We start from the raw sequence: 23,530 nt of genomic DNA, 5'->3' as shown, positions 1-23,530 counted from the left end.
GCGCGCACGGAGTGATCAACCTCGCACCAGCCGGAGCGGCGACGAGACTCTGGTCTTGCAGGAGACCCCCAATTACCCGGCTATGTAACAACTGCATTTCAGAACATCACCGGACAGTAGATGATCCTCTACTGTCGTGCGAACAGGCCGCCGACGGTGGCGGCCCACGAACCGGTTGGGGACGCAATGTCGAAACTGCGGAACACGTTCACTGGTGCAGCGCTCGCTGGCACGCTCGTTGCGGGAGGGCTCGTTGCTGCGCCCACGGCATCGGCAGCTGAGGTGCCAAAGCCCGTCGTCAATGTCGGAGCAGTCCACTTGGAGGTCACACCAGCGTTGGTGAACGAGGCCATCGCGGAAGCGCGTCGGGCGGGGGCAGTCAAGCGCGAGGACGTGCAACGGGACGGAACTCGTTCGGTCACCATCGACGGACGCGACGGGTTCGAGTTCACGCTCAACGAGACAGACCCGCGGCAGCGCCTGGGCTTCGGGTCGGACAATCGCGGCGTCTACATCGCCTTCAACACGTTCGACCAGAACGTGATCATCGGCGGGACGGGCGCGGCACTGCTCGTCGGCATCTGCGCGCTCGGGCCGGCTGCTTGTGTGGTCGGCAACGCCGCGGTCATCCTCGGCGCCTCCTACCTCGCCACGCACAGCAAGTGCCCCGAGCCCGAAGTCGGTTCGCGTGTACCCCGTCACCAAGAAGTCGTCCCGTTGCGTCTAGGCGGAAGTCGGCACGCCATGACGAAGATCCTGCACAGCGTTCCGTTCGCTGTCGCGTTCGGTATCGCACTCGTGATCGTCGGAGCAGCGGTCGCAAGTGCCACGGCGGACACGCCGGGCCGTGCTCTCGGAGGTGTCGCCCTCGGGCTCGCAGCCGGTGGAGCCGGATGTTACGTCGGCTTGACGATCCGGTACCGTCGCCGACGCTGATCGTCGACGGGAGCGCTCTGTGCTGGTCGGCGCAGAGCGCTCTCGTCCGCGGACATGGCTGTGGTCCGTGTCGATAGCCCGCAGCTGGGAAGCTGGTGCGGTGCACACGAGTGGGGACGAGGTCACGGTCGACATCGGGGACGTCCTCGACGCGGATCAGACCTGGCGCCGCGCATGCCGGCTAGTCAGGCGCATCCGAGGCGCCGGACTGTTGCTCGGCGGGGCGGTCCTTGTCGGGGGAGTCGTCGTCGCGGTCCAGCCGAGTGACCGCGGTACCGCAGTGGTCCTGGTCGGCACGGTGCTGGTTGCCGCGCGGCTCATCGCCCTCGGGTACCTGGTCACGCGACGCCGGCTCCGGCTGGCCCGGGCTGCGCGGACGACGGCCGTCGATACTGGTGTCGCTCGTGTCCTCACGCAGGCGCGGGCTGCTGCCGTCCCCGACCTCGACCCTGCCAGCGTTCGACGTGTGCTGGTCGAGACCGACAACGGACCGGGGCCGTGGTACGACCCGAAGCTCGGTCCGCACACCTGGCCGGTGTGGCGCGTGCTGGCCGCGGACCCCACGGCGACGGTGTTCGTGGTGGCCAGGAAGTCCGACGACGCCCGGTCGCTGACGATCACCGTCGAGTCCGCGAAGCCATCGTGGTGGCAGTCGGACTGACCGGGAGCGGACTCGACTACGGCTGCAGGCGGGTGGCCGACCAGGCGCCGTCGGCGAGCACGTACTGCAGGCGGCGGTGCATCCGGTCGCGGCTGCCGTGCCAGAACTCCACCACGTCGGGTTCGAGCCGCCAGGCGACCCACTCAGCCGGCCGTGGCACGGCGTCGTCGGACTCGTCGAGCAGCACGTTGGCGTCGTCGATCAAATCCTGCAGTGTCCGCGGTTCGAGCACGGCGGACTGGTCGGCGATGGCGGTGGCGGCGCGGGACTTCGGCGAGCGGTCGGCGAACAGCGCGTCGGATTCGTCGTCGGACAGCTGCACCGCCCGGCCCTCGAACCGGAGCTGTTGCAGCGTCTCGCGCCAGTAGGCCTGCAGCGCCGCGTGTGGGTTGTCGGCGAGCTGACGACCCTTCGGGCTCAGCGTCGAGGTGCCGAACACGAGCCCGCGGTCGTCGAGTCGCTTCACGTCGACCGTGCGGGCGGACACTCGACCGTCCGCACCGGCCGTGGCGAGGGTCATCGACTTCGGCTCCGAGACGTCGCGTTCGTCCGCGGCATCCAGCCACTGCTGCGCGAGGTCGAGCGGCGACGCCGGGGGCGCGTCGAACTCGGGCAGGTGCAGGGAGTCGTCACCGGACAGGGAAGAGGACATGGGTCCACCCAACCGTGCTCAGTCCTGCCACGTCCAGGCTGCCGGGGGACGCCCGCCCCGGGGTCCCGCACTCGCTGGGAGGTCGACCCGGGCAAGCGCGGTGTTCGTACGGAGCGTCCGGTTGAGGTTGCCCGGGTCCGGTGTGGTCCCCGTCAGGGCGATCCGCAGCCGAGCGGCGTCCGCCGTGGTGAACGGATCGCCGAGCAGCGCTCGTGTGAACGGCAGGTCTGACCAGAGGAGGACCCGTGCACGCTCAAGCGCCGAGGCGACGATCCGGTCGTGGTCGAACGGCAGTCCGAGCGGGAGCGTGCCGACGTCGTGCCACGTTGCGTCGGCGTGCGCTGCCGGGTCGATGACTGCGAGGAACGCGATGCTGATCGCGGAGCTCCGTGGATCGCGGTCGGGCCCGTCGAACGCGCCGACCTGCGCGAGGTGGTGTACCGCCGTCGAGCCGACGCCGACCTTGGACCGCAGGGCGCGCCGTGCACCGTCGGCAAGGATCTCGGTGCCGTCGAGGAGCACGCCGGGGAGCGCTTCCTGTCCGACGTACGGTGCGTACGCCCGACGCGCGGTGGCGACCCGCAGACCGTCCGTCGTCACGAAGGACACCGGGACGACGTCGATCGCGATGAGCGGTTGGTCGCGGATCGCCGCTGCGGCATCGGTCACGCGGTGGCCGCCCGGCGGGTGGCACGAGCCGAACGCTCGTCGCGGAGCGTCTGGCGGACGTCGGCGAAGGACTGGAGGCGCGTGAAGCGGCCGTCGACCCACACCGGCTGGAGCAGGCTGCTCGCCTCGTCGTCGGCCGTGGCCTGGTCGGTCTGCCGGATCTCGCCGGTCTCGTCGCGGTGCAGGGCGATGCGGCCCTTCGCGCTCTTCTTGCCGCTGCCGGTCTTCGGGTCCTTCTGGATGTCGACGGGCTCGCCGTCGACGAGTGCCCACGTGGCCTTGACCGCGCTGCCGAGGTTGTCGCGGGTCATGTACTGGTACGTGTACGACCCGATGCCGAGCACGATGTTGTCGCTCGAGTACCCCTTGGCGGCCAGGCGCTCGTAGATGCGACGGGCACGGTCGAGCGTGATGCTGTCGCCGTAGATGACGCCGATGTGCTGGTCGAGGACCTTGAAGCCCTGCTCGTTCACGGTGTGCCCGAAGATCTCGTCGAGCAGTTCGACGACGCCCTTCTGCTCGTGGCTGCGGTCGGCGGCGAACAGTTCCGCCTCGTCGACGCCGTGCACGGTGCCGGTGACGATGTCGACCGGGTCGCCCGAGTCGGGGCGGATGACGAGCTTGCCGTCACGACCGGTGATGCGGTCCTTCAGCTGCGGCAGGGTCTCGGTGACGACCTTGAACAGGTCGAAGCCGTCGCTGACCGCCGAGACGATGCCCGTCGGGTACACGTCGAGGATCTGCTCGAAGGTCGCCAGCTCGCCGTCGGCGCCGCGGACGCACATCACGCTGTGCTCGGTGGCGGGCACGCTCGCGGCCACCCAACCGTTGTCGCCCGGGTAGTAGCGGTCGATGAAGTCGAGCGACGGCATCGAGTCGGTGCCGAGGAACGAGAGCAGGTGGCCCGCGCCGCCCGCTGCGGCCGACTCGATGCTCGACTGCCCACGGAACGAGAAGTCGTGCGCGGCGAAGTCGATGCCGGCCGGGACCGCGCCGGTGCGGGCGGCCCAGTCCTCCATCAGGTCGCGGTACTCGAGCGCCTTCGTCGCGACCGTCGACGGGTGCCAGATCGACGCCGACAGGGCGGTCTCGATGTAGTTGGGCAGCCAGTAGAACTCGTCGATCGTGTTCTCGACGGTCAGCGTCGCGACGCCGATCGGGGCGAGGGTGCCCTCGGGCAGGGCGCGGATCTCGAGAGGCAGGTAGCCGAGGCGGTGCAGGGCACGGACGTGGTCGGTGCCGATGTGGTTCGGGCCGAAGTAGCTCTGCAGTGCGTCGTCGAAGAGCCGGACGACCTCGTCTTCGTCCGCGGCGAAGAACGGCGCCCAGGCCTCGACGAGCGAGCGCTGGATGAACGCCTGCAGCCCGAAGACCACGGCGTGCGTCGACTCGGGCATGTGCGCGTTCGACCGGTTCGTCCAGTTGATCAGGATGCGGGTGGTGCCGGCCGGGTAGACCTGCCGGTGCGAGTGCTTGTAGCCGTCGACGGCCAGCAGCGGCGCGATCGGGCTCGCCGTGGTGATGCGCGGCTCGATCCCGGTGCTCGTGGTGCTCGTGGTGCTCGTGGTCTGCGTCATCGGATCTGCTCCGTCAGGTAGGGGGTGAGTGCGATCGTGCGCAGGCCGTCGATGGCGTTCTGCGCGGGGTACGAGTCGGTGGTGACGATCTCGCCGAAGTGGTCGGCGAGCTGTGCGGCCCGACCGGAGAAGACGCCGTGCGAGATCCAGAGGCTGAGGCGCTCCTTCGGCAGACCCGTCGAGCCGGCGAGGCCCATGAACGTGCCGCCGCCGTCGCAGATGTCGTCGACCACCAGGAACCGGCCGGTGTCGGGCAGGGGTTCGCAGGTGAAGCCGTCGAGCTTGCCGGTGTCGGGGTTGCGGTGCTTCTCGGCCCGGTAGAGCGGCAGCCCGCACGCCTCGGCGACCGCGGTGGCGCGGGGTACCGCACCCTTGTCCGGAGCGATGATGCCGGTGTACGGGGCGCCGCCGTCGTGCTCGGGTGCGCCGACCACGGCGTCACGGACGACCTGCTCGCTCGTGACGACGGTCAGGTTGTCGACCAGGCCGACGATGACCGGCGAGTGCGGGTCGAACGCGATGACCTGGTCGAGGTGGAAGCCGTTGAGGACGTCCGCGTAGACCTTCGCGCCGAACGGCAAGCCGCGGTCCTGCCGGGCACCGGGCAGGTAGGGGACGAGCGCGACGGACCTCGATCCGCGCTGGCGCACGGCGTCCGCCCACATGCCGAGCATGATCAGATCGTCGCCGTTCGTGCCGCGCAGGGTCGCGATCTCGGTGAGGCCCCCCGGCTCGGCGGTGTCGTTCGCGACCTTGACGTGGGCTTCACCGGCGGGGAACCGCATGGTGGAGAACGTCGCTGCCGTCTGGTTGCCCTGGGCGTCCCAGGTGCTGAGTTCGACTGCCATGGCTCGACCGTACCACGGTAATTGTCAGTGGGACAAGAACGGTTCTTCCCGAACGATCCGGAGGTGCCCGGCACCGCTGACGAGCACCGTGTACGCCACCCCGTCGGCCGTGCCGTGGAAGGTCGTGTTCGCCCCTTGGTCGTCATCGCGCCCCGTCGGGACGCGACCGCGGTCGGGCCAGAACATGGCGTCGATCGCGATCGCCGGCACCATGCCGAGCCCCTCGATGTGTCGCCGCAGCGCTTCGACCTGCCGTTGCGGGGTGAGCGCTGCCAACTCGGTGGGTCGGAATCCGGTTGTCGGCAGGCCCTGCGCGCGGGTGTCGAGCAGCACCTCCACGTGCGCGCGGGTCCGTCCGGTGTAGCGGCGTCGGAACCGTCGGACCAGCACCACGCCAGCCTCGTCGACCCCGATGTCGACGAGGTCCGACCACCGCACACCGTCCTCGTCCGCACCGACCGTCGTCACGAGCCGCACACCGTCCGGTTCGTCGGACAGCGCTTCGGCCTCGTCCCGTTCGTCTGGTCGCAGTGCATCGCCGACCAGCGAACGCACGACCTGCCATCGCTCGTCGCCGGGGCGTCGGCCACCGAAGAGTGCGGCACGGAGGCCGCCTCGCCGGCTCCGTTCGGCGACGAGCTGGTCGCACGGTGCCGAGACCGAGACCACCTCGTCGGCGTCCTCGTACGATGCGGCAGCAGGATCGAGTGGCGCGACCCCGACCGCCAGGCGCTGCTCGGCCACGGTCGCCAGGTGATCGGCAGCCGGAGCGAACACGTCGACCAGGTCCGCTGAACGGGGAGAACGCCCACGTCGGAGCCGGTAGGCGCGAAGGCCCCCGCCCTGGTCCCTCGCCATGCCGCTCGGCCAGACGTCGATCCGTGCACCCTCGACGCCGAGCAGCCAGCCGCGTCGTTCGAGCTCCATCCGCACCGTCGACAGGGCCTCGAAGGCGTCGTCCTCGACGGCGACGTGCTCGACACCGTCGACGACGACGGTCACGGAGTAGCGAAACCGGCCGTCCGCGCCGGACGGCTCGGAGCTCACGGTGATCATGGCTGGCGTCGTCTCGCCCTGGCGGTGCGCCGTTCGCGCGTACTCGGTCATCCGGGCGTCGATGCCAATGTCGGCCCGAGCAGGTTGCGGGTGGCCGTGCGCCAGGCGCGGGGGACGGCGTCGAGAGAGTCGACGACGGTGATCTCCGGGTGCGGGCGTCGACCAAGGGCCTCGACCGCTCGCCTCCGCCATCCGTCCGGGTCCGGGTCGATGACGACGGTGCAGCTCGCACCGCCCGTCGACGCCTCGAGGAGCATCCATGCCGAGTGCGGCCGAGCCAGTCTGCTGACGACGTCCCCCCAGATCCCGTTGGCTGCCGACAGCTCGAGGACGCGGACGCCGGACGGTGCGAACGGGAGCAGACCTGGGCGCCGTGGATGCTGCTCCGTGATCGGGACGCCGTCGCCGTGTCCTTCGGCGGCGTCGACCTGCACGACGAAGCGACCGCTCCGCTCGTCCTCGAGCAGAGACTGCCGGGTCACCGGCCGCGTCGCGACGCCCCGCGTCGCCGGACGGTCCTCGGCGACCGAGTACGCGAACTCGACACGAACACCCCGATCGTGCGGTTCGGTGGCGGGGCGACCATCGGACTCGATCGCCAGGGAGAGGCCGTTCGGAACCGGCACGGCCCGGACCGTCGTCTGACGGGTACTCGCGCGCCAGGTCACCATCAGGACACGTGGCTGTCGGGCCGCCCGAGCACCCACGCCTGCTCCGGTGAGGACCGGCGGTCGGTCACGAAGACGGGCAGGGGCACGAGCGATGCGGCCTGGACCCGGACGCGTCCGAGTTCGTCGGCGTCATCCGTGTCGACGAGTACCACGATCCGCTCGGACGCCCGTTCGACGATGACACCGACCGTGCTGATCGCCGCCCCGTCGTACTGTTCGCGGAAGTCGGTCACCGCCGGGTACTGCTCCGGCTTCGGGGCACCGACGACGACGTCGAACCCCGCCGGGAACGGGCTCGCCGCTCGGATGAGTGCCGCCGTCGTCCATGCGTCGAGTTCGAGGGGCATCGTCGGCCCCGCCGCCAGCGTCGACGGGACGCCGGATCGGCCGGCCTGGTCGAGGAGCACCCCCACGGGCAGACCATCCGGTTGCGGGCTGACGACTCCGTCCACGATCACCGCGGGGATCATCGACGTGATCGCCAGGTCGCGGGGTGAGAGCACCGGCGCGCGGTCCCGCGATCCACCGACGATCCGGTCGATGTCCTCGGGCAGCAGGACCTGCTCGTCGGGCTGGCCGGGCTGGAGCAGGAGAGCCACGTCGGCCGGGGTCGCGCGGAGCGCCGACCACAGCGTCGTGTGCAGGAGGACCGCGTCGTCCGGGGCCGCGGCCTGAGCCTGTTGCTGGTCGAGGAACGCGAGCGCGACGGCCTGGGGTGACTCGTCAGCCGGGGCGATGACCGCCGGGACGCCGTCCTCCGTCGCCAGCATCCACAGGTCCGTGTCGACCGCCCGTCGCCAGGCCGTGAGCTCGGCCGGCTCGCTCAGATCCACGGGCCTTCGAGTTCCCGTTGCGCGGGAGTGGCCTTCTTCCGCCAGCCATCGACGATCTTCGTCCATCGGTGCAGTGCCTTGGTGGTCTGCTTCGAGGGCGATGCAGCATCGTCGGTCTCGAAGGAGAGGACCTGGTCGAAGTACCCGGTGTCGCCGTAGCGCGTGAGTGCGGCTCCGGGGCCGATCTGCGAGACGACTTCGGCGCCACGGGGGAAGGTGAAGAGCCCTTGTGCCATCGAGGGTTCGTTGCGGACATCCACGAGTCGGCCGAGGTCACTCGACCGGATCACAGTGGTCGTCAGCGAGCCGTACGCGAGCAGGCGCGGCGGAGTCCCACCGGCGCGGGTGTCGACGCGCCCGTCGATGTGGTCGTTGAGCAGGAACTGGTGACGTGCGCCGACTCGGACGTCGACTTCGGGGTCGAGCGCGTCGAGGAGCAGCGCCAGGAGTTTCGCCCGTGCGACGAGATCCGGGAGCGTTGCGTCAGGGGACCACCGAGGCGCCGTGCCGTAATCGATGACCAGCCGGCCGTCATCGGAGAACGACCGATCGGCGACCGGTCCCACGACGAGGACGTCCGGGAAGCCCTCGTGGATCATTCGTTGCTCCCGACGAGCGGCTGCGTGTAGGCCACCGCGCGCCACGGTGCGTGCAGGGCTCCGCGCATACCGACCGACTCGGTGATCGACCGAACGCTCGGGTCCATGCCGGAAGGCCCGCCTGCCGGGAACGGCGATGGGCTGTCGGTCGCCATGCCGGAGTGGAAGTACTGCGTTCCACCGCCGGCGCCGAACTGCGGGTTGGCCTGCGCCGTGCCGACGGCGTACGGCTGGTCCGCTCCGATGTGTGCGACTGAGACGTCTTCACGGTACGGGGTCGGGTAGTCGAAGTTCGCGCCGACCTGGGCCGATTCGTGGAACGCGGCGGAGTCACCGCTCGGGGCGTTCGGGACGGCGTAGCTCGCCGACGGGCTCTGCATGCCGGACGGCGTCGAGGCGAACGCGTCGATCTGCGCGTGCGGGCCGGTCACGTTGGTCATCGAGTCGACACCGTAGTAGCCGTCGCCGCCCTGCCACAGCTGGCTGGCCCGGGCCGGATCCGTCCGAGCGATGTCGGACACGTGGGCGTTGTAGGCGCCGCTGACGGTGCGGTTGAAGGCGCGGTCACTCGCGGTGAAAGCGTCGGTGAGGCGCTCGACGATCGGCTTGCCCTGCGACCCCAAGAAGCCGGTGTGCAGCCCCTTCGCCGCATCGACGGCGCTGTGCACCATGTTCGCTGGGGTCAGGTAGCGCACCTGGAGCGCCATGCGCTCGAGTCGCCGCGTCGGGTTTGACGCGAACTGCTTCACCGCCAGCGGAAGCTCCTTGAGCGCCATCACGCCGTAGCGGCCAGCTCCGCTGAGGGTCCGGCCGGCGAGCGCGCCGAGCGATCCGGTCGAGCGGGCGAGCGAGAACGCCTTGCGTGCGTCGCCGGCTGCGGACAGGAGCCGTCCGGCGGTGGTGATCCCCTTCATCCCCGGGATGCAGTCGAGCAACGCGAAGGCGAGGTCCCACCCGTCGGCGGTGCCCTTCGACATCTTGTACAGGGTGTCGGCGAGTACGAGCAGGGCTGCGCCGAGCACGATCCAGGCGAGTGGCCCGCCGATGATCATGACGATGATGCCGCCCACAGCGACGACGACCTTCGCGATGGAGACGATGGTCTCCCACGCCTCGGACCCGAAGATCTTGTCCCACGTGGACTGCTTCCCCAGCCCCGCGTCGGCGGCTTCACCGATCTTCGTCGCGGTCCGCTGCTCCGCGTCCTGCCAGTCACCCTTCGCATCCGCGACGAGCCGCTTCGCTGCGTCGATCCGGGACTGCGCCGCCGCGATGTCGCCCTGCGCGGACGACACGGACCCCTGCGCGACGGCGGCGTTGTCGGACGCGGCCCGCAGCTGCGCCGGCGACGGCACGTCCACCCCGTCCGGCACCTCGGACCCGGCCGGGTACTCGTCCGCGACCTTCGACAGGTCCTTCGACGCCGACTGGTAGTGCGACAGGTTCGACTGCGCATCGGAGAGCCGGTCCTGCGCCGCGGCGAGGTCCCCGGAGGCGTCCTTCGCGTCCGCGAGCGCACCGTCGGCCCGGTACTGGGTGTCATCGACCGTGTCCGCCCACCCCGACAACGCCGTCGCGGCGAGTTCGTACGAGTCGACGAGCTTGGTCAGGTCCGAGGGGGTGTCCTCGATCGCGTCGACGAACACGTCGGCGGCTTCACCCTCCCAGTCGGTCAGCCACCCGGACCCCTTGACCGACTGCAGCCGGGTCGAGGCGTCATCCGCTGCGTCGGAGATGCGCTGGTACTCCCGCGACATCATCCGCAACGTCGACGGATCACCCTTGACCGGATCATCACCCTGATCGACGACATCCCACCCCGACGGCCGCCCCATGACTACTCCGCCCTCGAGGCAGCGGGTCCGCCGCCGCCGTTCTCGTCGTTGACCTGCAGCGCCTGTGCGAGCTGCTCGTCAGTCTCGGTGTAGGTCTCGACGGACGCGCTGAGCATGTCCGCCAGCGCCTTCGTCGAGTCGCTGATCTTGTCGCGCTTGTCGCCCCAGCGGTGGTCGAAGTCGTGCAGGGCGTCCTGCACGGTGCCCGAGCCGATCTCGTCGTCGGACGCATCGACGCGCTTGTGCGCCTGTTCGAGCGTGCTGTGCACGGTCGACAGGTCGGTCTGGAGCTCCCCGAGCCCCATCAGGTCAACGAGCAGTCTCGAAGCCACGGAACAATCCCTCCCCGATCACGAACCGGAAGCCACCGCCACCGGGACCGCGTCGACCCCGTGCCCCACGCGATCGCGGGACACGGGGTCGTCAGCGGTGTCAGCCCTTGAGGCCGGAAGCGAGCGACTCGTCCGTCTCGGACAGGGTCTGCGACGCCTTCGACAGGAACGTCGACAGGCCCTCGAGCCCCTGGACGGTCTGGGTCACGCCACGGTTGAACTCGTCGTAGGACTCGCCGAACGCGACGGACGACTTGTCGGTGACGTAGCCGTCGGAGATGAGCTGCTGGATCTTGCGCTGCAGGGCGGAGAGACGGTCTTCGATGTCCGCCTGACCCGCCTTGAGGTCGGAGGCTGCTGCCTCGAGGTCTGCGTACGAGACGTTGATGTTCGCCACGGTGTGACTCCCTTTCCCCGGAGTTTCGTCATGTCCCCCCAACGGGGCGTGTTGCAGGGGACACTACCATCGTCCTGCGACATGTAGTCAATGCTACGGGGGATGCCATGACCTTCACGTTCACGATGGTCGACCGCGAGAGTGGTCAGACCGCCAACGTCTACGTCGACGGGGACGACACCCGCGCGGTCGGCGAGCTCGTCGCCGAGGCCGAACGCCTCATCGCGACGGACGTCGTGGCCTCCGGACGGACCCCGGCGTACTTCGTCGGCGAGCAGCCGCTCGACCTGGCTGCGACGGTCGCGGAGTCCGGTGTGCGCGAGGGCGTGGTCGTGGCCCGCAGCCTCGAGCAGGTGCCGCCGCAGCCGCTCCGTCCGCTGACCGACGCCGAGATCCGGATCGTCTCGGGCCTGCACGCCGGCACCATCGTGCGGGTGGGCACCGGCACGGTGACGATCGGCACGGCGACGAACGCCACGGTGCGCATCCCGGTGAGCAACACCGCCGAGGTCGAGGCCGAGGCCACCGGGGCCGACACCGTCCCGGAGGTCGCCCTGCTCGTGTCGGTCACGGCCGACGGCGCGAAGGTCCGTCCCGCGAACGGCTTCGCCGGGGCAGTGCTCGACGGTACTGCCGTCACCGAGGAGACCGACTGGCCGGAGACCGCGCAGCTGGCGATCGGCGGGGTCCTGCTCGGCTTCGGTCGGGCGCCGGACCGTGGGGCGCACCTGTCCCTGGCCGACGACGGCATGTCGCTCGAGTACAACCGCCCGCCGCGCATCCTGCCGCCCGACGAGCACACCCGCTACCAGCTGCCGGCCCCGCCGACCGAACCCCCGGCGCGGGCGCTGCCCATCCTGATGGCGCTGGCGCCGATGGGCATGGCCGTGATGTTCGTGTCGACCACCGGTCGCTGGATCTACCTGCTCATCGCCCTTCTGTCGCCGATCCTGATGATCATCACGGGCCTCCAGGGCCGCCGCCAGGGCAAGAAGACGTACCGCCAGCGGATCGTGGAGTACGAGGACACCAAGGCGCGCATCGAGGCGGACGCGACCGAGAGCCTCCAGTCCGAACGGGCACGCTGGATCGCGAGCGCGCCCGACCCGGCTGCCGTCTACGAGACGGCGGTCACGCCGCTGCCGCGCCTGTGGGAGCGGCGCCGCACCGACCCCGACCACCTGCTCGTCCGTGTCGGCACGGCGACGCAGCGGTCCGAGGTGACCATCGAGGACCCGGAACAGCTGTCGCACAAGCGGACCGTCGCGTGGGACGCAACCGACGTGCCGGTCCGGATCCGCCTGGCGGAGCGCGGCGTGATCGGCATCGCCGGTCCGGACGACGACGCCCGACGGCTGGCGAACTGGGTGGTCGCGCAGCTCGCGACGCTGCAGAGCCCGAAGGACGTCACCTTCACGCTGCTCACCGACACCACCCGGACCGCGCTGTGGGAGTGGATGTCCTGGTTGCCGCACGTCCGCCGCGACGGTGCTGACCAGCCGATGACGAGCATCGCCTCGAACGCCGCGACGACCGCGCGGGCCATCGCCGAGCTCGCGGCGATCATCGACGCCCGCAAGGAAGCCGGCATCGGCAAGAAGACCCCGCCGGCCGACGAGATCGTCGTCGTGATGGACGGCGCCAGGCGCCTGCGAGCGATGCCGTCGCTCGTGCAGGTGCTGAAGGAGGGGCCGTCGGTCGGGGTGTTCAGCATCTGCCTCGACCTGGACGAGCGGCTCCTGCCCGAGGAGTGCGACGCCGTGGTCGTCGTCCGCGACGACCGGATCCGGGTCACGCAGCAGCGCAGCGAGCGGATCGACGACGCGCGACCCGACCTGGTCGACCAGGACTGGCTCGAGTGGGTCGCCCGGTCGCTGTCGCCGATCGTCGACGCCAGCCCGGACGTGCAGGACGGCGCCATCCCGTCGTCGGCGCGGCTGCTCGACGTGCTCCAGCTCGAACCGCCGACGTCCGAGGCCGTGCAGGCCCGCTGGCTGCTCGGTGGACGCAGCACGACCGCCGTCATCGGCGCCTCGATCGACGGGCCGTTCGCGATCGACCTGCGGAACGACGGTCCGCACGGACTCGTCGCCGGCACGACCGGCTCCGGCAAGTCCGAGTTGCTGCAGACGATCGTCGCGTCGCTCGCCGTCGCGAACCGGCCGGACGAGATGAACTTCGTGCTCGTCGACTACAAGGGCGGTGCGGCGTTCAAGGACTGCGTCGACCTGCCGCACACGGTCGGCATGGTCACCGACCTCGACACCCACCAGGTGGAGCGGGCGCTCGAGTCGCTCGGCGCAGAACTGCGCACCCGCGAGCACGCCCTGGCCGAGGTCGGCGCGAAGGACCTCGAGGACTACCAGGACCTGCAGGCGAAGCGCGCCGCGTCGGGCGACGCGATCCCGAGCCTGCCGCGGCTGCTCATCGTCATCGACGAGTTCGCCTCGCTCGCCCGCGAGCTGCCCGACTTCGTCAAGGGCCTGGTCAACATCGCCCAGCGCGGTCGGTCGCTCGGCATCCACCTCGTGCTCGCCACGCAGCGCCCCGGCGGTGTCGTGTCGCCCGAGATCCGCGCCAACACGAACCTGCGGATCGCCTTGCGCGTCACCGACCAGTCGGAGAGCCAGGACGTCATCGGCGCGAACGACGCCGCGCGGATCGCGAAGGCCACGCCCGGTCGCGCGTACGTGCGGCTCGGCGCGGCCTCGTTGCTGCCCTTCCAGTCCGGTCGGGTGGGCGGGCGTCGGCCCGGCACGGACGACCAGGAGGCCCGGCCCGCCCTGGTCCGCGAACTCACCTTCGCCTCGTACAGCGAACCAGCCCCCCGCCCGGCAGCCGTCGAGGCCGCCGCCAGCGACGTGGAGGTCACCGACCTGAGCGTCCTCGTCGCGTCGATCGGCGACGCCACCCGCGCCCTCGGCACCCCCGAGCAGCGGAAGCCCTGGCTGCCGCCGCTCGGCGCGGTCGTCGGGCTCGACGACGTCGAAGCCGCAGGTGCTGCCGGAGCCGCCGCGCTGCCGCCGCTCGCCGTGGCCTGGGGCGTCGAGGACCACCCCGCCGACCAGCAGCAGCGCCCCGCGGTGTTCGACCTCGACGCCGACGGCCACCTGTTCGTCATCGGGTCGCCACGCTCCGGCCGCAGCCAGACGCTCCGCACGCTGGCCGGTGCGATGGCCCTGCGCCTCGGCGTCGGCGACGTGCACATGTACGGGATCGACTGCGGCAACGGCGCCCTGCTCGCGCTCGGGGCCCTGCCGCACTGCGGTGCCGTGGTGCAGCGGCACGAGCCCGACCGGGTCTCGCGGCTGCTCGGCATCCTGCTCCGCACCGTGCAGGAGCGCCAGGCCGCCTTCGCGAGCGGCGGGTACTCGTCCATCGCCGAGCAGCGGTCCGACGAGCACACCACCCCGCTGCCGCACGTCGTCGTGTTCCTGGACCAGTGGGAGAGCTTCATGGCGACCCTGGCGGACGCCGAGAACGGTGCGCTGCACGACGCCGTCCAGACGCTGCTGCGCGAGGGCGTCGGCGTCGGCGTGCACCTGATCGTCTCCGGCGACCGCACGCTGACCTCCGGCCGGATGTCGAGCCAGGTGGAGCGGAAGCTGCTGCTCGCCCTGGCCGACCGCGGCGACTACAACTACGAGGGCATCAACGGCAAGAAGCTGCCCGAGTCGATCCCGCCCGGCCGCGGCTTCCGGAACGCCACCGCGACGGAGACCCAGGTCGCCGTGCTGCCCGGCGGCCTCGGCGGACGCGACCAGGCGGCGGCGATCCGCGGCATCGGCGACGAGGTCCGCGCCCACGTCCCCGCGACCGTGCCGAAGCCGTTCCGGATCGACGTGCTGCCGCGGTCCATCACGTTCGAGGAGGCCGTGCGGTACCTGCCCTCGGCGGACGCCTCGGTCGGCCGGGTCGCGCTCGGCGTCGGCGGCGACGAGCTCCGGCTCTTCACCCACGACTTCGTGCAGGACACCCCGGTGTTCATCGTCGCCGGCAGCCCGCGCTCCGGCAAGAGCACCGCGCTCGTCGCGATGGCCCGGCACGTCCTGTCCGCAGGTGGGTCGGTCGTCGCGGTCACGCCGCGGGACTCCCCGCTCCGGGCACTCGAGGGCGCACCGCGCGTGACCGTGGTCACCGACGGCGGGATCGGGGCCGAGGGCCTCTCCGCCGCGATCGACACCGGCTCGGACGGCTTCACGCTCGTGCTCGTCGACGACGCCGAGGCGCTCAAGGAGACCCCGGCCGAACCGGTGTTCCGGGCGATCATGGACTCCGACCGGGGCCGATCGGTCGGGCTCGTCATCGCCGGCGACGTCGAGGGCGTCGCGAGCGGGTTCCGTGGATGGCAGGTCGACGCGAAGAAGGCCCGTCGCGGAATGCTGCTCGCGCCGCTCAGCACCGTCGACGGCGACCTGATCGGCACGAAGCTGTCGAAGAGCCTGGTGACGCAGGACCGCGTGCCGGGTCGGGCGCTGCTCAACGACGCCGACCAGGCGCTGCGGTTGGTGCAGGTGCCCGCCGACTGACGGGGACGGCGCGGCGGCGCGGGGCCGAGTCGCCGCGGCGTCGAGTCGTCGAGCCGCCGCGCCGCTCGGCCTCAGCCGAGTGGGGCTTCGCCGACCAGCGCGGTCTGCGGCTCGGCGCGCAGGGTGTGGCCGCCGAACACGACCACGTCGCCCGGCTGCACCACGGTGCGCTGCGCCGGCGGCACCATCGTCGCCGGGAACCCCGGCCGCTGCAGCTCGACCCCGTTCGCCGACGCCGTGTCGAGCACCCAGAGCGACCCCTCGGCACCGAAGCCGAACTCCAGGTGCGTGCGGCTGAGCAGCTTGTCCGGGTCCTCGAGGGCGATCATGTGCGCGTAGCCGCCGTCCGGGTGGGCGCTCGCCGGGTCACGGCCGATCAGCCCGCCACCGGACACGGTGACCCGCTGGTGGTCGTCGAGCACCAGGACGGCCGCCGCGGTCTGCCGGGCCGGAGCCGCGTCGCGGCGAGCCGTGCCACCGGCGGAGCCCAGGGGACGCCCGGGCAGCTGCGCGACGGTCGCCCGCACCCGGTCGGCGCTGGCGCGGGGAGCCGGCGGCGGCGTGACGACCGCGCGGGCGAGTTCGCCGCGCTGCGCCATCCGCGCGAGGTCGTCGACGGTGACCCGCTCGACGACGGGTTCGACGGGCTTCCGACGCTTCCGGAACGGCCAGATCCGCATCAGTCGACCCCGCCACCGACCGTGGCCGAGTCGATGAGCTCGAACGTGTCGGTCACGGTCTCGAACAGTTCGTACAGCGGCTCGGCCAGGTCGGTCGCGGGCGAGGACACGCTCACCAGCGCGACCTGGTCACCCGCCGGCACGAACGTCTGCATGAGCACGACGTCGAACGAGCCGCGGCCGTCCGGCGCCTGCACGGTCGAGACGCCCCAGACGCGCGGCACCCGACCGACGCGCGGGACCTCGTGCACGTCGACGTGCATGCCGTCGTCGTCACCGCCGAGCGCGGCGACGTGGTCGGTCAGGGCGGCGAGCGGGTCGCCGCCGGCCTCGGGAGCGGGCAGGACCGTGACGGTCAGGGCGCCGGAGACGATGCCGTCCTCGCTCGGCTCGGCGAAGGCCGCGCAGTACCGCGCACCGCTGTCCCATGCCGACCGGGCGAACCGACGGAGGGCCCGGACGATCTCGGTGCGGTGGTCCCAGAGCTCGCGCTGGTCCTCGATGCGCTCCTGCACGAGGGCGCTGATCCGGTCGTCGCGGCGCTCCGGCTCGACGGGCAGCTCGAACCAGGAGCGCGGGACCGTGATGGCGAAGTGGTCGACCGACATGCCCGCTACCGTACCGTGGCGTGTCGCGCGGCCGTCCGGCGCATCGCCCGCAGCAGCAGCGGACCCGGCAGCCGCAGCAGGGTCCCGGGCAGGACCGACCGCACCCCGGTGACCACGGCGACCGTCCGCTGGAACCGACGTTGCTCGCGCGGCCCCCACGCGAACCCGTACGCGGTCCGCAGCCGTTCCGGCAGCATCCCGACCGTGACGATCCGGACGAGCGGCATCGCGGCACGCACCCAGAACGGCGCGAAGCGCGGGTGGAGCAGGTCCCGCACCACGCCGCGGGCGTCGTCGGTGACCTCGAGCCGGTCGAGGGCGTCGGCCCAGTACTCGTCGAAGGCGGCCACCGAGGTCGGCCAGCGCTCGGCGGGCACCCGCAGCGTCGTCGCGATCGGGGCGTACGCGGCGAGGACGTCCTCCGCGCGTTCCGCCGTGACGGGCACACCGAACAGGTCGTGCGCCCGACGAGCCGAGTCGAACAGGGTCGCGGCCACCCACAGCTGCCGGTCGACCTCGTCCGCGCCGGTCACGGGCGCGTGGGCCCGGTTCACGAAACCCGCGGCGATCGCGGCGTCCTGCTCCGTGCCGGAGACGACGGCGTACACGAACATCAGGGTGTGGGACAGCCGCTGCTGGGGTCGACGGGCGAAGTCCGAGTGCCGACGGACGCCTGCCGCGACGACCGGGTCGGCGATCTGCAGCAGGATGGCGCGGCCGCCCGCGGCCACGGGTGTGCTGTCAGCGAGGAACCGGCGCAGGCTGCGGTCGTGGACGCGACCGGACGACGGACGGGAGGCCGGCCCCACCAGCCGGTTCCGGCGCACCGCGCCAGCGGGGTGACGGCCGTGACTGGAGGGACGTGGCGGGCCCGGCACCGGGCCTCCAAGCCGTGGGGTGGTCACGCTCCACCCCGTCGGCGTCGCGCCCGCAGGACTGGGACGAGATCAGCGGCGATCGCCGCGACGAGTGCGGCCGCGCCGGTCACGAGGGCGGTCACCAGGTACGTGCCGTCGGCCCGGACGCCGCCCGTCAGGGCGAGCAGGGTGGCGACGAGCCAGATCGCGGGGAGCGGCCAGAGGCGGCTCGGTGCTCCGGTGACGACGGCTCCGACCACCGCGACCGCGAGGAGCGGGACCCATCGTCCTGCCGGCTCGGACTGCGCGGCGAGGTGTGCAGAGGCCGCGACGAGCAGCATCGCCGCGATCGCCACCAGCCGGGCGGCCGACGGCATGCTGCGGACGCTGGCACGGACACGACGGAACACGGCCCGATGCTACGGGCCGTGTTCCGCGGATCGCTGGGGGAGGCGCTGATCAGGGCATGCTGATCAAAGCGGCTTGGTGCCGAGGTCGCCTCCCAGGTCCGGGCGGTCCTCGTCGGCGTCGTGCTCCCACAGGTCGGGCGACCCCTCGCGCGGGGAGCCGCCGGTCGGGCCGTCGTCGGTACCGTCACCGGGCTGCGGCTCGACGGTCTCGCCGGCGACCGCGTCGTTCGTCACGGTCTCGAGGGACTCCTCGGACTCGTCCACCTCGTACGGGCCGACGTGCTCGCGGTCGATGTCGTCGTCGCGGCGCTGCTGGGCCTCGAAGTCGTCGACGGGGCTGATGCCGGGATCGCTCATGGTGTCCTCCTGGGTGTGGATGGTGCCGGGTGTCGGATGGTGTTCAGGCGCTGACGAAGTGGACGTCGCCGGAGCCGAGCGCGAGCTGCTCCGCCAGACCCTTCTCGTCGGTGGCACCCCAGCGTTCGGCGATCTTGCCGTCACGGAACTTCGAGACCTGGATGCCGCGGACCTCGAAGGTGCGACCCGTCGGCGCGTGGCCCTGGAACGGACCGGTGTGGGTGCCGCGGATCGTGAACACCGCGGTGATGTAGTCGTCCGTGACGACGAGCGGGTCGGGCTCGAGCGTGAGGTCCGGGAACGCGGTGGTGAACTCGGTCCAGAAGTCGACGATCCCCGCGAGGCCGGGCTGCTGGTCGGGCGCGGGGTCGTGGTCCACGACGTCCTCGGCCCACACCTCGGGGAAGCGGTCGAAGGCCCGCGCCTCCAGGATCTCGCCGAGTCGTTCCTGTGCCTGCTGGTTCCGTTCCGCGGTCATGCGCGCTCCTTCGTTCGGGCCTTCCGGTGGTTCGGGCCTTCCGGTGGTTCGGGCCTTCCGGTGTACGCCGGGTCGGTGAGAGCGGCGTCCAGGATGCGCGAGTTCACCTGCGGGACACCTCCCCGTCACGGTGGCCGTGCACACTGCCGGTGCTCGGGGGAGTGGAGCGCGGTCGCCGACGGGTGGTCGAGCGACCGCGCCTTCCCCTGCGTCCCGCGCCGCCCGTTGTCTCGACGTCCATGTCGCCGCGCTAGGCTGCGTGGCGGCCGTTGTCTCGACATCGAGCGACCCTCGATGTCGAGTGCGCGACCGGGAAACCGATGCCGATCGCACGAACCGTGCGGGAAGAAGAACAGCGTGGATCTTTTCGAGTATCAGGCCAGGGACCTCTTCGAGTCCTACGGCGTCCCCGTCCTCCAGGGGATCATCGCCGACACCCCGGAAGAGGCGAAAGCGGCGGCCGAGAAGATCGGTGGCGTCGTGGTCGTGAAGGCCCAGGTGAAGGTCGGCGGGCGCGGCAAGGCTGGCGGCGTCAAGGTCGCGAAGACCCCCGACGAGGCGTTCGAGCACGCCCAGGCGATCCTCGGCCTCGACATCAAGGGCCACACCGTGCAGCGCGTCATGATCGCCCAGGGCGCGGACATCGCCGAGGAGTTCTACTTCTCCGTGCTGCTCGACCGGGCCAACCGCTCCTACCTCTCGCTCACCAGCGTCGAGGGCGGCATGGAGATCGAGCAGCTCGCAGTCGAGAAGCCCGAGGCGCTCGCCCGCGTCGAGGTCGACCCGCTCACCGGGATCGACGCGGCCGCCGGTCGCGCGATCGCCGAGCAGGCCGGGTTCCCGGCGGAGCTCGTCGACCAGGTGGCCGACGTCTTCTCGAAGCTCTACGACGTCTACAAGGGCGAGGACGCCACGCTCGTCGAGGTGAACCCCCTCGTCCGCACCGGCGACGGCCAGATCCTGGCGCTCGACGGCAAGGTCTCGCTCGACGAGAACGCCGACTTCCGCCACCCCGCGCACAAGGACCTCGAGGACTCCGCCAGCGAGGACCCGCTCGAGGCCAAGGCGAAGGCCCACGGCCTGAACTACGTCAAGCTCGACGGCCAGGTCGGCGTCATCGGCAACGGTGCTGGCCTCGTCATGTCGACGCTCGACGTCGTCGCCTACGCCGGTGAGCGCCACGGCGGCGTGAAGCCCGCGAACTTCCTCGACATCGGCGGCGGCGCCTCGGCCGAGGTCATGGCCAACGGCCTCGACGTCATCCTCGGCGACCCGCAGGTGAAGAGCGTCTTCGTGAACGTCTTCGGCGGCATCACCGCCTGCGACGCCGTCGCGAACGGCATCGTCGCCGCCCTCGGGATCCTCGGCGACGCGGCCACCAAGCCGCTCGTCGTGCGCCTCGACGGCAACAACGTGGAAGAGGGCCGACGGATCCTGGCGGAGGCAGCGCACCCGCTCGTCACCGTCGCCGCGACCATGGACGACGCGGCCGAGCAGGCCGCCGAACTCGCCGCTGCCGCGGCCTGAAGGGACTGACCATGTCGATCTTCCTCAACAAGGACTCCAAGGTCATCGTCCAGGGCATCACCGGCGGCGAGGGCACCAAGCACACCGCCCTCATGCTCAAGGCCGGCACCCAGGTCGTCGGTGGCGTCAACGCCCGCAAGGCCGGCACCACCGTCACCCACGGTGACGTGTCGCTGCCCGTCTTCGGCACCGTGCGCGAGGCCATCGACACCACCGGTGCCGACGTCTCCATCGTCTTCGTGCCGCCGGCCTTCGCCAAGGACGCCGTGCTCGAGGCCATCGATGCCGCGATCCCGCTCGTCGTCGTCATCACCGAGGGCATCCCGGTGCAGGACGCCGCCGAGTTCTGGGCACACGCCAAGGCGCTCGGCGGGACGACCCGCATCATCGGCCCGAACTGCCCCGGCATCATCACCCCGGGGGAGTCGCTCGTCGGCATCACCCCGGCGACGATCACCGGCAAGGGCCCGATCGGCCTCGTCTCGAAGTCGGGCACCCTGACCTACCAGATGATGTACGAGCTGCGGGACCTGGGCTTCTCGACCGCCATCGGCATCGGCGGCGACCCGGTCATCGGGACGACGCACATCGACGCGCTCGCCGCGTTCGAGGCCGACCCCGAGACCGAGGCCATCGTGATGATCGGTGAGATCGGTGGCGACGCCGAGGAGCGCGCAGCCGAGTTCATCAAGGCGCACGTCACGAAGCCGGTCGTCGGGTACGTCGCGGGCTTCACCGCCCCCGAGGGCAAGACGATGGGCCACGCCGGAGCGATCGTGTCCGGTTCCGCCGGCACCGCCGAGGCGAAGAAGCAGGCGCTCGAGGCTGCCGGCGTGAAGGTCGGCAAGACGCCGTCCGAGACCGCTGCGCTGCTGCGTGAGGTCGTCGCCGCCCGCTAGCGACCATCGCCCGGCACACGGTCGGGACGAAGCCGGGAGGCTCGGTGCGGGTTCCGCGCCGAGCCTCCCGTCGTTCGGGGGTCGGCTCACGTATCCTCGCTGCGATGAACCGCCTGGGAACCGCTCTGCTCGCCGCGATCGAGGCGGTCGTGACGGTCGGCGTCGGCATCGGGATCGCACTGGTCCCGCTCACGCTGCTGTGGGGCTTCGAGTACGGCCTGCAGATCGACTGGGACGTGTTCTGGAAGGCCACCGGCAGCGTCTGGCTCGTCGGCCACGGCGTCGACGTCTCGTTCCTGCTCGGGTCCGCGCTGGCGAAGAGCTCCGGGGTCAGCGGTGCCGCCGACCCCATCCACGTGACGCTCGCGGCGCTCGGCTTCGCGGTCGTGACCGCCTGGCTCGGCGCCCGTGCCGGTCGACGCTTCGCGGAGACCGAGCACCGCACCACCGGCCTGCTGGTCGGGACGGCGGTCGTCGCGGCGCTCGGCCTGGGCGTCGCGCTGTCGTCGACCTCCGCCGCCACGCAGCCGACGGTCTGGCAGGCGGTGGTCCTGCCCGCACTGTGGTTCGGGATCCCGGCGCTCATCAGCTCGGAGGTCTGCCGACGACGGCGCGACCTGCCGGCGGACCCCGCCACCCTGCGTGTGCTCGACCTGCTCGACCGCGTGCCCGCGCTCTGGCGTGCGATCGCCGGGTTCGGTCTCCGTGCCGGGACCGCCGCCACCGGAGTCGTCGTCGCGTTCGCCGGGGTCGTCGTCGCGTTCCTGCTCTTCACCTCGTTCGCCGAGGTCATCACCCTGTACGAGCAGTCCCACGCCGGCGTGATCGGTGGCATCGCCCTCACCGTCGGGCAGCTCGCGTTCCTGCCGGACTTCGTCGGGTGGGCGACGTCGTGGCTGATCGGCCCCGGGTTCGCCATCGGCACCGGTTCGAGCGTGTCCCCGATCGCCACGACCCTCGGACCGATCCCCGGACTGCCGGTGTTCGGCGCACTGCCGACCTCGGGCCACACCTTCGGCCTGGTCTGGATCCTGGTACCGGTGATCGCCGGCTTCGCGATCGGCGGCTCGATGCGCCCGCGACTCGTCCGTGCGCTGGGGAACGCCGACTCCGCACTCCACCGAGCGCTCGCCGGTGTCGCGACGGGCATCGTCGCCGGCGCCCTGACCGGGTTGATCGCCTGGGTGTCGTCGGGTTCGTTCGGCCCCGGACGACTGGCCGACGTCGGCCCGCACGCCCTGGTGGTGGGTGGGTTCGCCGCGCTCGAGATCGGCCTGCCGGCGGTCATCGCCCTCGCCGCGGGCAGCGACCTCGTCCGACTGCCGGACCGGGGCTGGACGCGGGAGCGCTGGACCGAGGCGGACGACGACGACGCGGACCGGAACGGAGCCGATGTCGGGACGGGATCCCTGCTCGCCGCGCTCGACCAGGCCGGCGCGGGACGGACGACCGACGTGCACCGGTTCGTGGTCGAGGAGTCGCACGAAGGGTCGACCGCTGCCGGCTCGCGCGCCGCTGTGGCCAGCCCGACGGAACCGATCGCCGACGAACCGGTCGCGCCTGCGCCCATCGCAACGCCTCGGACGCCCCCGCGCGACCCGGACCACGACGTGGAACTGCCGGCCTGGGCCAAGACCGACGCCGTCGCTTCGGAGCGCCTGGCCGACGAGGGCCCGAGCGAGCCCCGCTCGTCGGGACGTGCCGCGATGGGTGCCCTGCGCGATCGACTGCACGGTGCCGCCGACGGTGTGCGCGAACGGGCTGGTGGACTCCGCGAGCGGGCCGGTGGGCTCCGCGACCGCGCCGGCGGACTCCGCGACCGCGTGACCGGTGCCGACGCCGAGCAGCAGCGCCCTGCGCCCGCTCCCGAACGGCCCGCCACGTCGACGCCCGCACCCGACCACACCGACGCGCAGCCGGCGTTCCCGTGGAGCACCGAGGAGTTCGTCGCCGGACGGGACGACGTCGACGACGAACCGGCCGCGCCCGAGGCTCCCGCCGCCGCTCCCGCCCAGGCGGCCCGTCCGACGAACTGGGACGTCACCGACCAGATCCCCGACGAGGAGCTGCCCTGGTGGCGCCGTCCGAAGGACGATCGCTAGCGCCGACGTCACGACGC

Annotated in this window: 23 protein-coding genes; 6 read left to right on the top strand and 17 right to left on the bottom strand. The window is 71.5% G+C overall.

The window, feature by feature from the left end; translation table 11 throughout:
- The first annotated feature begins 120 nt into the window (after window positions 1–120).
- Window positions 121–936, top strand: a complete 816-nt coding sequence (locus EDF40_RS16965; protein ID WP_148053898.1) for a hypothetical protein — start codon at window positions 121–123, stop codon at window positions 934–936.
- Between the two features lie 100 nt (window positions 937–1,036).
- Entirely contained in the window at window positions 1,037–1,597 is a 561-nt protein-coding gene (locus EDF40_RS16960) for a hypothetical protein (protein WP_148053897.1), read from the top strand.
- 16 nt (window positions 1,598–1,613) lie between these two features.
- Here EDF40_RS16960 and EDF40_RS16955 read toward each other — a convergent pair whose 3' ends face one another.
- From EDF40_RS16955 to EDF40_RS16905, 11 genes are all read right to left on the bottom strand, one after another.
- Window positions 1,614–2,249, bottom strand: coding sequence for a pyridoxal 5'-phosphate synthase (locus EDF40_RS16955; RefSeq protein ID WP_123340973.1), 636 nt, complete (start codon window positions 2,247–2,249; stop codon window positions 1,614–1,616).
- Window positions 2,250–2,267: 18 nt separating this feature from the next.
- Window positions 2,268–2,918 (bottom strand): NUDIX hydrolase, encoded by a 651-nt coding sequence (locus EDF40_RS16950; RefSeq protein WP_123340972.1) that lies wholly within the window; start codon window positions 2,916–2,918, stop codon window positions 2,268–2,270.
- Window positions 2,915–4,495, bottom strand: a complete 1,581-nt coding sequence (locus EDF40_RS16945; RefSeq protein ID WP_123340971.1) for a nicotinate phosphoribosyltransferase — start codon at window positions 4,493–4,495, stop codon at window positions 2,915–2,917. Before EDF40_RS16945 ends, EDF40_RS16950 begins: the two co-directional genes overlap by 4 nt.
- Window positions 4,492–5,343 (bottom strand): phosphoribosyltransferase family protein, encoded by an 852-nt coding sequence (locus tag EDF40_RS16940; RefSeq protein ID WP_123340970.1) that lies wholly within the window; start codon window positions 5,341–5,343, stop codon window positions 4,492–4,494. Before EDF40_RS16940 ends, EDF40_RS16945 begins: the two co-directional genes overlap by 4 nt.
- 24 nt (window positions 5,344–5,367) lie before the next feature.
- Complete coding sequence (locus tag EDF40_RS16935) at window positions 5,368–6,450, bottom strand: hypothetical protein (protein ID WP_123340969.1); 1,083 nt, start codon at window positions 6,448–6,450, stop codon at window positions 5,368–5,370.
- Complete coding sequence (locus EDF40_RS16930) at window positions 6,447–7,025, bottom strand: hypothetical protein (protein WP_148053896.1); 579 nt, start codon at window positions 7,023–7,025, stop codon at window positions 6,447–6,449. Before EDF40_RS16930 ends, EDF40_RS16935 begins: the two co-directional genes overlap by 4 nt.
- Before the next feature lie 44 nt (window positions 7,026–7,069).
- Entirely contained in the window at window positions 7,070–7,903 is an 834-nt protein-coding gene (locus EDF40_RS16925) for a hypothetical protein (protein ID WP_123340967.1), read from the bottom strand.
- Entirely contained in the window at window positions 7,894–8,502 is a 609-nt protein-coding gene (locus EDF40_RS16920; RefSeq protein WP_123340966.1) for a hypothetical protein, read from the bottom strand. Before EDF40_RS16920 ends, EDF40_RS16925 begins: the two co-directional genes overlap by 10 nt.
- Window positions 8,499–10,337 (bottom strand): WXG100 family type VII secretion target, encoded by a 1,839-nt coding sequence (locus EDF40_RS16915; protein ID WP_185042163.1) that lies wholly within the window; start codon window positions 10,335–10,337, stop codon window positions 8,499–8,501. Before EDF40_RS16915 ends, EDF40_RS16920 begins: the two co-directional genes overlap by 4 nt.
- A gap of 2 nt (window positions 10,338–10,339) precedes the next feature.
- Window positions 10,340–10,669 (bottom strand): DUF6507 family protein, encoded by a 330-nt coding sequence (locus EDF40_RS16910; protein ID WP_123936922.1) that lies wholly within the window; start codon window positions 10,667–10,669, stop codon window positions 10,340–10,342.
- A gap of 100 nt (window positions 10,670–10,769) precedes the next feature.
- Complete coding sequence (locus EDF40_RS16905) at window positions 10,770–11,066, bottom strand: WXG100 family type VII secretion target (protein WP_071404660.1); 297 nt, start codon at window positions 11,064–11,066, stop codon at window positions 10,770–10,772.
- A 107-nt stretch (window positions 11,067–11,173) separates the two neighbouring features.
- On the opposite strand from EDF40_RS16905, the gene EDF40_RS16900 reads away from it, so the two are divergent.
- The gene (locus EDF40_RS16900) at window positions 11,174–15,595 is read left to right on the top strand and encodes an FtsK/SpoIIIE domain-containing protein (protein WP_123340964.1); all 4,422 of its coding nucleotides are present in this window, start codon (window positions 11,174–11,176) and stop codon (window positions 15,593–15,595) included.
- Window positions 15,596–15,666: 71 nt separating this feature from the next.
- Here the strand turns inward: EDF40_RS16900 and EDF40_RS16895 are convergent, their stop codons facing one another.
- The 6 genes from EDF40_RS16895 to EDF40_RS16870 form a co-directional block, all read right to left on the bottom strand.
- Window positions 15,667–16,275 (bottom strand): FHA domain-containing protein, encoded by a 609-nt coding sequence (locus EDF40_RS16895; protein ID WP_123293218.1) that lies wholly within the window; start codon window positions 16,273–16,275, stop codon window positions 15,667–15,669.
- Window positions 16,275–16,883 carry a hypothetical protein gene (locus EDF40_RS16890; protein WP_111085350.1) on the bottom strand — a complete coding sequence of 203 codons (609 nt, stop codon included), beginning with the start codon at window positions 16,881–16,883 and terminating at the stop codon, window positions 16,275–16,277. The genes EDF40_RS16895 and EDF40_RS16890 overlap by 1 nt, the downstream gene beginning before the upstream one ends.
- 5 nt (window positions 16,884–16,888) lie before the next feature.
- Window positions 16,889–17,692, bottom strand: a complete 804-nt coding sequence (locus tag EDF40_RS16885) for an oxygenase MpaB family protein (RefSeq protein ID WP_185003165.1) — start codon at window positions 17,690–17,692, stop codon at window positions 16,889–16,891.
- A 92-nt stretch (window positions 17,693–17,784) separates the two neighbouring features.
- Window positions 17,785–18,150: a hypothetical protein gene (locus tag EDF40_RS16880; protein WP_123340962.1), complete on the bottom strand. Its 366-nt coding sequence runs from the start codon at window positions 18,148–18,150 to the stop codon at window positions 17,785–17,787.
- Window positions 18,151–18,213: 63 nt separating this feature from the next.
- The gene (locus EDF40_RS16875; protein WP_123340961.1) at window positions 18,214–18,507 is read right to left on the bottom strand and encodes a hypothetical protein; all 294 of its coding nucleotides are present in this window, start codon (window positions 18,505–18,507) and stop codon (window positions 18,214–18,216) included.
- 43 nt (window positions 18,508–18,550) lie between these two features.
- Complete coding sequence (locus tag EDF40_RS16870) at window positions 18,551–18,985, bottom strand: ester cyclase (protein WP_123340960.1); 435 nt, start codon at window positions 18,983–18,985, stop codon at window positions 18,551–18,553.
- 357 nt (window positions 18,986–19,342) lie between these two features.
- Here EDF40_RS16870 and sucC point away from each other — a divergent pair, with 357 nt between their 5' ends.
- The 3 genes from sucC (at window position 19,343) to EDF40_RS16855 (ending at window position 23,513) form a co-directional block, all read left to right on the top strand.
- On the top strand, window positions 19,343–20,512 hold the full coding sequence (gene sucC / locus EDF40_RS16865; protein ID WP_123340959.1) for an ADP-forming succinate--CoA ligase subunit beta: 1,170 nt from the start codon (window positions 19,343–19,345) through the stop codon (window positions 20,510–20,512).
- Window positions 20,513–20,523: 11 nt separating this feature from the next.
- Window positions 20,524–21,411, top strand: a complete 888-nt coding sequence (gene sucD / locus EDF40_RS16860) for a succinate--CoA ligase subunit alpha (protein WP_123340958.1) — start codon at window positions 20,524–20,526, stop codon at window positions 21,409–21,411.
- 104 nt (window positions 21,412–21,515) lie between these two features.
- The gene (locus EDF40_RS16855) at window positions 21,516–23,513 is read left to right on the top strand and encodes a DUF6350 family protein (protein ID WP_123340957.1); all 1,998 of its coding nucleotides are present in this window, start codon (window positions 21,516–21,518) and stop codon (window positions 23,511–23,513) included.
- Window positions 23,514–23,530 lie beyond the last annotated feature (17 nt).

The organism is Curtobacterium sp. PhB170, from assembly GCF_003752345.1.
Lineage (GTDB): Bacteria > Actinomycetota > Actinomycetes > Actinomycetales > Microbacteriaceae > Curtobacterium.
This window is presented reverse-complemented; position numbering and strand designations above follow the sequence as displayed.